We start from the raw sequence: 10,776 nt of genomic DNA, 5'->3' as shown, positions 1-10,776 counted from the left end.
CCCGCCCATCCACGCCTTTACTCCCTCGCGAGGCTTGAAGGCGTGGATGCCCGGAACAAGTCCGGGCATGACGGTGCATGGGGATGCTTGGCGTTACACGTCGCGGGCTCTACACCACCGGCGCAAAGCTCTCCGCCCGTGCCATCGCCCAGGCCTGCTTGAAGCGCGGATCTTCGGTGCCTTGCAGCAACTCGCCCGGGCGCAGCGTCGGGTAGAGCTGAGCGAACGACACCACGTCGGACGCCGAGGTGCGCTGCGAGAAGTGATAGGGCCGGATGTCCTGCGGGTGATCGAGCCCGGCGGCGGCGATCAGCTCGGCCAGCGCATGCAGCGTGGCGCGGTGATAGTTGTACACCCGCTCGGCCTTGTCGGGCACCACCAGCGCCCGATAGCGATTGGGTTCCTGCGTCGTGACGCCGGTCGGGCAGCGATCGGTGTGGCAGCTCAGCGACTGGATGCAGCCGAGCGCGAACATGAAGCCGCGCGCCGAATTGCACCAGTCGGCGCCGAGCGCCATCGCCCGCGCCATGTCGAATGCGGTGGCGATCTTGCCGGAGGTGCCGAGCTTGATCTTGTCGCGCAGGCCGGCGCCGATCAGCGCGTTGTGGACGAAGTTGACGCCGTCGCGCATCGGCATGCCGAGATGATCCATGAACTCCAGCGGCGCCGCGCCGGTGCCGCCTTCCTTGCCGTCGACCACGATGAAGTCCGGCGTGATGCCGGTCGCCAGCATCGCCTTGCAGATCGCCAGAAATTCCCACGAATGGCCGATGCACAGCTTGAACCCGGTCGGCTTGCCGCCGGACAGCCGCCGCATCTCGGCGATGAAGCGCAGCATCTCGATCGGGGTCGAGAACGCCTTGTGATACGGCGGCGAAACGCAGTCCTCGTCCATCGCCACGCCGCGGATCTGCGAGATCTCCTCCGACACCTTGGCGGCCGGCAGCACGCCGCCATGGCCGGGCTTGGCGCCCTGGCTGACCTTCAGCTCGACCATCTTGATCTGATCGTCCGACGCGACGCGGGCGAACGCCTCGGGATCGAACTGGCCGTCGCGGGTGCGGCAGCCGAAGTAACCGGAGCCGATTTCCCAGATCAGGTCGCCGCCGTTCTCACGATGATACGGGCTGACGCCGCCCTCGCCGGTGTCGTGCGCGAAATCACCCTTCCTGGCGCCGGCATTGAGCGCCCGGATCGCATTCGGACTGAGCGCGCCGAAGCTCATCGCCGAGATATTGAACACCGACGCCGAATACGGCCTCGTACATTCCGGTCCGCCGATGCTGATGCGAAAATGCTCCTCGGCGTGCGGCCGCGGCGCCACCGAATGATGCATCCACTCGTAGCCGTTGTCGTAGACGTCTTTCTGGGTGCCGAACGGCCGCTTATCGAGCACCATCTTGGCGCGCTGATAGATCAGCGCCCGTGTGTCCCGGCTGAACGGCTTGCCGTCCTTCTCGCTCTCGAAGAAGTACTGCCGCATCTCGGGGCGGATCTCCTCGAGCAGGAACCGCAAATGCGCCGAGACCGGATAGTTGCGCAGCACCGCGTGGTTCTTCTGCACCAGGTCCCACAGCCCGAGCGCCGTCAGCGCGGCGAACACCAGCGCCAGCGTCAGCACCAGGCCGAACAGATCGCTGTCGACATCGGAGATCGCCACCGCGGCGAACAACGCGGCCAGTACGGTGCAGATCGTCAGGGCGATGAAACGCGGCGAGAACGGAAGCAGGAGGGTGTCCATGAAGTCTCCGCGGGCTGGATCGCAGGGCGCGCCGGCTGTGTTGGCGTGGCGGAAAGCGCACGCGGCGGCGTTCATAGCATGCCGATCGCGACACGATAACGGCAGCGCCTCGCTGGATCACGCCTCGTTGATCCGCTAGGTTACGATCTCGCAAATCGCCCGGACCACGCCCCCGCCGGGTCTTCACGCCGAAGCTGCATGCCGATCCTTCAGGACATTCGCGCCGGAAAGCCGAGGTATTACCCCGACCAGGCGATCTATGCGGCCTATGCGTGCGCGCAATTCGGCTTGAGCTTTCAGGATCTCGACGGCGGCAGCGGATTGCTGTTCAGCATCGCCTCGGCGCGCCGCGAAGTCTGCTTCGGCGGCGGGCGCTGCTCGTATTATCCGCAGAACAACGCCACAGCGGCCACACTGGCGACCGACAAGGCGCTCGCCAACGCGCTGCTGGAACGCGCCGGTGTGGCCACACTGGGCGGACGCTACTTCTTTCTGCACGAGCGCCATCGCGGACTGCGTCCCGCGGGACACGAACGTAGCGACGCCGCGGACTACCTGGCGAGCCTCGGCGGCCACGCCTTCGCCAAGCCGCTGGCCGGGTCGCGCGGCGACTTCGCGCGGAGCATCGATGGACCAGCTGCGCTGAGCTCGTATCTCGACGAGGTCGGGCGTTATTACGATGCGGTGCTGATTCAGCCGATCGCCACCGGAGACGAGTATCGGGTGTTCGTGATCGACGGCGAGGTTCTGTACAGCGCACGAAAGCTTCCGCCTTACGTCATCGGAGATGGGGCGCATACGCTGCGTGGGTTGGTTGCGGATCATGATCGTGCGCTTCGCGAGCGCGGCCTGTCCGATACCGCGACCGACGCCCCCGCCTTCACTCGCGTGCCGGCGGCGGGCGAGCGCGTCGAAATCGGCGGCCGGATGAATCTCAGCGCCGGCGGCGTGATGAGCATGGCCGACGCGGGCACAGCTGCGCGCGCCGCCGCATTGAACGCCGCGACGGCGCTCGGGCTGCGGCTCGGCGCGGTCGATCTGTTCGTCGATCCGGACGATGCGACGGCCGTGCGGGTGATCGAAGTCAATGCCAATCCGGCGATCCGCTTTCTGGAGAGCTGCGGCCGCGACGATCTGATCCTGGCGATCTGGCGCCACACCTTCACCACCATGGGACTGCTGTAGATGTTCGATCTGCCGAAATACGGCGAAGGCCTGTGCCTGGCGCGGCTCGGCGCGCTACTCGGTAAGCTCGGCGTCGATCGCGAGCGGCTGCGGCGCAGCGCGATCGCGGTGTGCGGCTCCAACGGCAAGGGCTCGACCGCGGCGTTCACCGCCAGCATCGCCAAAGCCTACGGGCTGCGCACCGGGCTGTTCACCTCGCCGCATCTCTATCGCTTCAATGAGCGCTTTCGCATCGACGGCGAGCCGATTGCGGACGACGTGTTGAACTCACTGCTGACTCGCGTCGCCGATGCGCTCGCCGAAGTGGCACGCGAACGCGGCGAGCAATTCGGCGCGTTCGAGGCGCAGTTCGCGCTGGCCTGCGTGTACTTCCAGGAGAATGACTGCGACGTCGCGGTGTTCGAAGCCGGCATCGGCGGCCGCTACGATCCGGTGCGGCTGCTCGGCACGCCGGTGAGCTGCGTCGCCTCGGTCGATCTCGAACACACCGCCCTGCTTGGCAACTCACTGGCGTTGATCGCCTCCGACAAGAGCGACGCTTGCGCGGCGGGCGGCACCATCGTGTATGGCGAGAACTGCCGGCCGCTGCGCGATCACCTCGCCGAGTACAATCGCAGCCGCAATATCGAAGCGCTCTATGTCGGCGACGAGATCGCACTCACCAACGCTGCGATCGTCGATGCGACGCAGCGTTTCCATCTGCGGATCGGCGAGCGCAACTATCCAGGACTGCAGACATCGTTGCTCGGCGCATTCCAGCTCAACAACGCCGCGATCGCCGCCACGCTGCTGTCGCTGTGGCTGCAGCGTGCGCGGCCCGAGGCCGATGCGGCGCGGCTCGATCGCGCGATCCGCAGCGGTCTGCGCGACGCGCGCTGGCCCGGCCGGCTGGAGACGATCAGCAACGAGCCGCTGACGGTGATCGACGTCGGCCATACCCCGGACGGCATCCGGCAGGCGCTTGCGGGCCTTCACGCGGCGCACGGTCCGCGGGGCTGGCTACTGGTGCTCGGCGTGTCGCGCGACAAGGCCGCGGCCGAGATCGTCAACGCGCTGGCGCCGCAGTTCGACACCATCGTCTGCAGCTCGGCGCATCACAAGGGCGCACCGGCGGATGTGATCGCCGAGGCCGCGCGCGCGGCCAATCCGCGCGCCGAGGTGCACGTCGCGCCGACCATTGCGGACGCGGTGCGCGACGCGCGCGCGCTGGCGGAACGCCTCAACGCGCGAATCTATGTGGCGGGCGGACTGTTCCTGGCGATCGAATTCGCCGCCGTGCTGCGCGGTGGCCGCGCTGAGGATCTGCGCTTCTTCTGAGATTCCCGTCATTGCGAGGAGCGCAGCGACGAAGCAATCCAGCTCGGTGCACTGCGCTGGATTGCTTCGCTTCGCTCGCAATGACGGAGTCCGCGGGATTTATCGTTGCGCATCATGACGGCGCCGACTAGCGTCCGGCGCCATTACAGAACAATCGCCAAGGGAGAACGCATGACCACCGTCAACCGCCAGGTGCTGCTGATCGAGAAGCCGAAAGAGAAGCTCGGCGCGGAGCATTTTCGCTTGGCGGAGGGCGCGATGCCGGAGCCGAAGGACGGCGAGGCGCTGGTCAAGGTGCGCTACATCTCGCTCGACGCCGCCAACCGCGCCTGGATGCAGGGCGCGACCTATCGGGCCGCGGTCGAGACCGACGCGGTGATGCCGGGCGGCGGCATCGCCGAAGTGGTGAGTTCGAAGGCGCCGGGGCTGGCGCCCGGCGACATCGTGTTCGCCGACACCGGCTGGCAGGACTACGCGGCGCTGCCGGCCAAGCATCTCACCAAGCTGCCGAAGGTCGAGCCGCTGACGCATCTGCTCAGCGTCTACGGCATCGCCGGCCTCACCGCTTACTTCGGCCTGCTCGACATCGGCAAGCCGAAGGCGGGCGAGACCGTCGTGGTATCGGCCGCGGCCGGCTCGGTCGGCTCGATCGTCGGGCAGATCGCCAAGATCAAGGGCTGCCGCGTCGTCGGCATCGCCGGCGGCAAACAGAAGTGCGACTGGCTGGTCAATGAGCTCGGCTTCGACGCCGCGGTCGACTACAAGGACGGCGCGCTGTTCAAGGCGCTGCGCGCCGCGGCGCCGAACGGCATCGACGTGTATTTCGACAATGTCGGCGGCGATATACTCGAAGCCTGCCTGGCCCAGATGAATCTGAACGGCCGCATCGCCTGCTGCGGCGCGGTTTCGCAATACGACCGCACGCCCTCGGCCACCGGCCCGCGCGGCATCCCCGGCCTGATCGTGGTGAAGCGGCTGATCATGCAGGGCTTCATCGTGATGGACTACATGAACCGCCGCGACGAGGCCGTCGCCGAGCTGCAGGGCTGGGTCAAGAGCGGCAAGCTCAAGGTCCAGGAAGACGTCATCGACGGCCTGGAAAACACCCCCGCCGCCCTGATCGGCCTGCTCGCGGGCGAGAATCGCGGCAAGCGGATGGTGAAGGTGTGAGCGGACGCGGACGCCCGGTGATCAGCATGCGACGTCCTGTCGGCCTCTCGCGTAGAGCCGGCGCTTGATCGTCCTGATCCCCTGTTCGAGCCGACGGCCGAAGTCGGGGGTTGGGATCGCCCAGAAGCCGAACGACCCAGTTTGCTGCGCCACCTCGGTTAACACCTGACGCAGGCTCTCTGCGAGCCCGGCGGGATGGCGTGCAAGCACCGCGGCATCCTCCGCAAGCGCATTGCCGAACTCTGGAGCGCCGCGGACGAGTTCGATCACAGCGTCACGCCAGGCGGCACGGCTGTTCTCGCTCACGATCCGCCGCGGCAGGTCGCTGTCCTGGAATGGCGGCGCCGGCGAATACGCGCCGGCAATCCTGCTGGAATCGTATTGCGCGATCTTGATATCCGATTTGCAGTCGGCGAACCGCTGCAGCGCGGGAGGCAACTGCCGGCTGAGCGGCGCCACCGCGACGAGATTTTCGCCGGCGAGCAGCCTGAGATAGGCGGGCGGCTCCAGCCATTCGATCGTCCGTCCTGGTCCAAGGCAGGCGCGCAATTGCGGCGGAAATCGGCCGATCAGCAAGACCTCCAATCGCTGCGCCCGCGCGACGTCACCAATCCCGGCGCAGACTTCCTCGATGTCCGGCGCCAGCATCGGCTCGGCGCTCGACGTCCACAGGATTGCGCCGCAGCCGCCGCCCTTGCGCGCCGGCAGCCGATCCTGACCGGGATTCGGCAGAAACCGTGCCTTTGCGGCAATGATCCCGTCGAGGCGTCGATCGAGCTCGGACAACAGCCGGCGCGACGGCGAGGTCACCGCCGCGGCATGACTGAGGCACCACCGGATCGCCTGTTGCTCCCGGTGTCGACGCCCTCTGTCCGGCGCCGCCGCATCGTCCTCGGTAAGAATAAGGTCGTCGATATCGTAGACGAAGGGCAGATTGCGTTCGCGCAGCCACGTTGTTTGTCGCTGGCTCAGGTTGCGATGCGCGATCAGAACATCGTAGCGGTCCGAAACCTGCCCGGCGAGCCTCATGTTACGATCGACGAAGGCCAGCCTGGCCCGGCCAGAAGTGCATAGCGGCGCCAACAAAGGAATGATTCTGACATAGGCGGTCAGAGTGTCTGATATGAAGAACAGGATACGAAGCACCGGCGACGCTCCCAGCAAAGACTTGGAATAAATTCAATTTCGTGAATAAGTGATCAGTCTAATGGCTTGAATAACCCGCGGCGATTATATCACGTCACCGTCGATCGAGATGGTAGTTCACTACGACAATACTGATATCTTTAGACTGAAGGCGCGGACGCTCGCATGACGAATAACGATTTCCAGCGCGACGCGAATTACCAAGGTCAGCGTGCACGCATCGTCGTCACTGTCGGCCTCATCTGCCTGATCAACATCGGACTGATCGCCTGGCAGGCTCATCTTGATCAAATTAACAATGATGGCATCCTGTACGTGCGGGCGGCCCGGCTGTTCGCAGCCGGAGACTGGGCCGGCGGGCGGCAATTATTCTTTTGGTTCGCCTATCCGCTAACGCTTGGCGGCGCGATGGCCGCCACTGGCCTCGACGCCTGGCCGCTTGCGTTGATCCTGAACGGTACGGCTTCGACGCTCACCGTCCTGCTCATCCTACGCTGCGCTTGGATTGCGCGCCCGCAGCGCGCGACGCTGATCGCCGCCGCGCTGCTGTTGTTCGGCAATCTCTGGTTCAACGATCTACGTGCAACCATCGTGCGTGAACATATCTACTTCCTATTCATGATGTCGGGCTTTGCCTTTCTGCTCCGCGATCTGCAAGCGCCCGGTATCGGCGCCAAGCTAGGCTTCGTCGGCCTCACCTTGCTCGCCGCAGCTTTCCGGATCGAGGCATTGGGATTTCTGGCGCTCGTCGCAACGCTGCGGATCGCGATCGAAACCTCGTCGCGCGGGTTGAGAGCAGCCGCCATCGCGGCGCTGGTGCTCGCTCCTGTGGCGGCGCTGAGCGCGATCTGGGCCTGGGGTCATTCGAGCAATCTGCAAGATCTTCTCGCTGCGCCGTCGGCACGGATCGAGATCCTGCGCTCCGAAGTTTTATTTCCGTTCGAATCGCGTAAAGCGCCCTATGCCTACGCCGCGATGGTCGGCGGTCTCTTGACCTACGGCCTTGTCAACGCGATCGGTATCGCGACGATCCTATCGACGGTGATCGCGTGGCGTGCCGACCCGGCCGTGCGGCGGTCGCCGGCGTTATATCTGGCATCGCTGTATCTGACGGCGGGAGTGGCGATCTACGCCACGCAGATCTACTTCAACCTGGTGTTCGATCCGCGTCACGGCCTGATCCTGTCGTTGATCCTGACACCGGTGGCGGCAATCGGCCTGACCGACCTGTTCGGCGCAGCAGCGCAGCGGCGCCCCCTCGCGGCACGGAGCGTTGCGGGCCTGGTGGCGGCTTTGCTCTTATTGGGATTTGCGGTCGGCATGCGGAAATATGATTCGCACGCTTACCGCTTTACTGCCGGCGCGTGGCTCGCCGGCAATGTCGCGACGACGGCACGGATCGCCAGCAACAGCAGCCAGATCCTGTTCTATGGCGGGTTCGCCAACACCACGCCCGACCTGGTAGTCGGCCTCAGCGCGCAGAAGCCGGACGCGGCACTGTTCGATCGCTGGGCGGACTATGACGTGATCGTGCTGGAGCTGCGCGAAAGCCAGCTTGTCCTCGTCCAGGACCTCCAGGCGCGGTTCGGACATGCGCCGGTCCAGACGCTGCGCAACAGTCGCGGCGACGCCATCGTGATCTTCCGGACGCGGCTCTGAGCGGAACAGCCGAGGCAAGGCACCGCGTGCGGCGGGGAATTGGCGATCCCGGGATGACTCGAACATCCGACCTACGGTTTAGGAAACCGCCGCTCTATCCGGCTGAGCTACGGGACCGGCCGGCCGCGGCGTGCCGCGGGCGTGTGGAATCCACATAGCAGAGCGACCGGCGAATCGCCACCCCCGGAATGGGCGATCGAGCGCGCCGGCGGTGCCCCCTCCCCACGGTCATCGCCGGCTCGACTGGGCGACCCAGTATTCCAGGGCGCCTGCGAGAAGCCATCAGGCGCCCTGGAATACTGGGCCCTCCGCTTTCGCGGAGGGTGACGGTCGAAGGGCGGGGCGGGCGTCGGTGTTTACAATCAATCGCCGGCTCACCGCGCGTTCGGCGATCGCCGCTTGCTACTCTCGTCACAACCACGTCACACATCCGATTAGTCCGCGGCGAGTTGTCAGCGCCTTGTTCCGGCCATTCGCTGCACCTAGCTTTTGGCCGTTGCGATTGCGGCCGGCCGTGAACCAAGCGGCGGGGTTTGCGTTCGGCTTGTTGCCGCTTGTTCATGTCCGGCGGGCATACTGAGCGGAATGGTCACAGGAGGCGACGATGGGTTTGCTCGACATTCTCAACGGCATGCAGAACGGCCCGCGCGGCCCGGCCGATCCGAACGACAAGAGCGGCGGCATGTCCAAGTTCACCATGGCGATCCTCGCGCTGCTTGCCTACAAGGCTTACAAGCACGTCACCGCCGACAATCACCAGCAGGTGCCGGCCGGCCAGCCCCGACCGACCTCGGTGCCGAATTCGCCGCCGCCCACCGTCAATGCCGGCATGCCCGGCGGCGGCCTGAGCGATTTCCTCAAGGGCGGCCTCGGCGGCCTGCTCGCCGGCGGCGCTGCGGGCAGCATCCTGTCGGGCGGGCTCGGCGATCTGCTGCGGCAATTCCAGACCAGCGGCCTCGGTGACGCCGCCAACTCCTGGGTCGGCCGCGGCGAGAATCAGCCGATCGGCCCGAACGATCTCGCCAACGCGCTCGGCGCCGATCAGTTGCAGATGCTGCAGCACCAGACCGGGATGTCGCGCGAGGAGCTGCTCGACGGCCTCAGCCAGCAGCTGCCGCACTTCATCGACCAGATCACGCCGGACGGCCGGCTGCCGACCGAGGACGAAGCCTCGCGCTGGGTCTGAACCGGACCGCACTCCACGCAGACGGAACCTTTGGGCGGCCATTCTCATTGAGCGGAACGGCCGCACTATCGGTGACGGCCGGTGATCAACGACAGCTGAAGGAACGGGCGATGGGCGGGATACTCTGGATCATCTTGGTCGGCTTCGTCGCGGGCATCATCGCCCGTCTGCTCGCGCCCGGGCCGAACAATCCGCAGGGCTTCCTGCTGACGACGGTGCTGGGCATCGTCGGCGCCTTCGTCGCCACCGCGGTCGGCCAGGCGATCGGCCATTACGGCCCCAACCAGGGCGCCGGCTTCATCACCGCGACCATCGGCGCCGTGGTGGTGTTGTTCGTCTGGCACCGCTTCGCCGCCCGCCGAACCATGTAGCGTCGCCAGCCACTCCGTCATTGCGAGCGAAGCGAAGCAATCCAGCCCAGTAAACCGCGCTGGATTGCTTCGTCGGCTACGCCTCCTCGCAATGACGACGATTGGCAGCTATTGCTTCCGCGTCACAGCCTTGAACTCGCCGAGATGCATGCCGGCGTCCATGCGGACCAGTTCGCCGGTCATGCTGCTCGACCGCGGCGTGGCGAGGAAGCACACCAGTTCGGCGATGTCTTCCGGTGACGACGCGATCTGCAGCGGCACGGCCGACGTCACCGCATCGCGCACCTGCTTGGCGGCTTCGGCGCCGCGGCCCTTTGTGAACCACGGCGTGTCGATATAGCCCGGGCAGATCGCGTTGACGCGGATCGCCGGCGCCAGCGCACGGGCCAGCGACATCGTCATCACGTTGAGCGCGCCCTTGCTGGCTGCGTAGGCGATCGACGAGCCGACGCCGCTGATGCCCGCCACCGACGAGACGTTGACCACCGCGCTGGCGCGGCCGGACGCCTTGGCGCCGGCCTCGAGCAGATCGCGGGCGGCGCGGACCATCTGGTACGGACCAATCGTGTTGATCGCGTAGAGCCGCTGAAAATCCTCGGCCGACAATTCGTCGAGCAGATGATGGGCGACGTGCTTGGTGGTGCCGGCGTTGTTGATCAGCGCGTCGAGCGTGCCCCAATGCGCGGCCGCAGCCACGATCTTCTTGCAGTCCTCGTCCTTGGAGACGTCGCCCTGCGCCACTACCACCTCAGCGGCGCCGAGCTTGCGGCATTCCTCGGCGACGGCGTGCGCGTCTTTCTCGCTCGACGCGTAGTTGATCAGCAGCCGGGCGCCGTCCTGAGCCAGGATCCTGGCCGTCGCCGCGCCGAGGCCCGACGCCGATCCCGTCACGATCACATTCAGTGCACCCTTCGCCATCTTCGCTCCGTTTGTCCGTTCGCGCCCGCTGCGCGTGCGCCACCATATCGGCTGCGAGGCGCGCGGCAAGCGCCCCGCAGGCA

At 66.1% G+C, this 10,776-nt stretch carries 9 protein-coding genes and 1 tRNA gene; 6 read left to right on the top strand and 4 right to left on the bottom strand.

The window, feature by feature from the left end; translation table 11 throughout:
* Positions 1-109: 109 nt before the first annotated feature.
* Positions 110-1,741, bottom strand: a complete 1,632-nt coding sequence (locus tag IP86_RS01795) for an FMN-binding glutamate synthase family protein (RefSeq protein ID WP_054160863.1) — start codon at positions 1,739-1,741, stop codon at positions 110-112.
* Between the two features lie 198 nt (positions 1,742-1,939).
* Here IP86_RS01795 and IP86_RS01790 point away from each other — a divergent pair, with 198 nt between their 5' ends.
* From IP86_RS01790 to IP86_RS01780, 3 genes are all read left to right on the top strand, one after another.
* Complete coding sequence (locus tag IP86_RS01790) at positions 1,940-2,926, top strand: ATP-grasp domain-containing protein (RefSeq protein WP_054160857.1); 987 nt, start codon at positions 1,940-1,942, stop codon at positions 2,924-2,926.
* Positions 2,927-4,243, top strand: a complete 1,317-nt coding sequence (locus IP86_RS01785) for a bifunctional folylpolyglutamate synthase/dihydrofolate synthase (protein ID WP_054160856.1) — start codon at positions 2,927-2,929, stop codon at positions 4,241-4,243.
* Positions 4,244-4,414: 171 nt separating this feature from the next.
* A complete protein-coding gene (locus IP86_RS01780; protein ID WP_054160855.1) occupies positions 4,415-5,413 on the top strand; it encodes an NADP-dependent oxidoreductase in 999 nt (332 codons plus the stop codon).
* Positions 5,414-5,434: 21 nt separating this feature from the next.
* On the opposite strand, the gene IP86_RS01775 is transcribed toward IP86_RS01780, so the two are convergent.
* A complete protein-coding gene (locus IP86_RS01775; RefSeq protein WP_197279590.1) occupies positions 5,435-6,559 on the bottom strand; it encodes a glycosyltransferase family protein in 1,125 nt (374 codons plus the stop codon).
* 165 nt (positions 6,560-6,724) lie between these two features.
* Here IP86_RS01775 and IP86_RS01770 point away from each other — a divergent pair, with 165 nt between their 5' ends.
* A complete protein-coding gene (locus IP86_RS01770; RefSeq protein WP_054160853.1) occupies positions 6,725-8,218 on the top strand; it encodes a hypothetical protein in 1,494 nt (497 codons plus the stop codon).
* Positions 8,219-8,258: 40 nt separating this feature from the next.
* On the opposite strand, the gene IP86_RS01765 is transcribed toward IP86_RS01770, so the two are convergent.
* Positions 8,259-8,335 (bottom strand) — tRNA-Arg (locus IP86_RS01765).
* Positions 8,336-8,822: 487 nt separating this feature from the next.
* Here IP86_RS01765 and IP86_RS01760 point away from each other — a divergent pair.
* Both IP86_RS01760 and IP86_RS01755 read left to right on the top strand, forming a co-directional pair.
* Positions 8,823-9,404 carry a YidB family protein gene (locus tag IP86_RS01760; protein WP_054160852.1) on the top strand — a complete coding sequence of 194 codons (582 nt, stop codon included), beginning with the start codon at positions 8,823-8,825 and terminating at the stop codon, positions 9,402-9,404.
* 110 nt (positions 9,405-9,514) lie between these two features.
* Entirely contained in the window at positions 9,515-9,775 is a 261-nt protein-coding gene (locus tag IP86_RS01755) for a GlsB/YeaQ/YmgE family stress response membrane protein (protein WP_054160851.1), read from the top strand.
* 108 nt (positions 9,776-9,883) lie between these two features.
* Here the strand turns inward: IP86_RS01755 and IP86_RS01750 are convergent, their stop codons facing one another.
* Positions 9,884-10,693, bottom strand: a complete 810-nt coding sequence (locus IP86_RS01750) for an SDR family NAD(P)-dependent oxidoreductase (RefSeq protein ID WP_054160862.1) — start codon at positions 10,691-10,693, stop codon at positions 9,884-9,886.
* Between the last annotated feature and the right edge of the window lie 83 nt (positions 10,694-10,776).

It is taken from the genome of Rhodopseudomonas sp. AAP120 (assembly GCF_001295845.1).
Taxonomy (GTDB): Bacteria; Pseudomonadota; Alphaproteobacteria; order Rhizobiales; family Xanthobacteraceae; genus Rhodopseudomonas.
The sequence above is the reverse complement of the archived record's forward strand: the minus strand, read 5'-3'. Positions and strand labels throughout refer to the sequence as shown.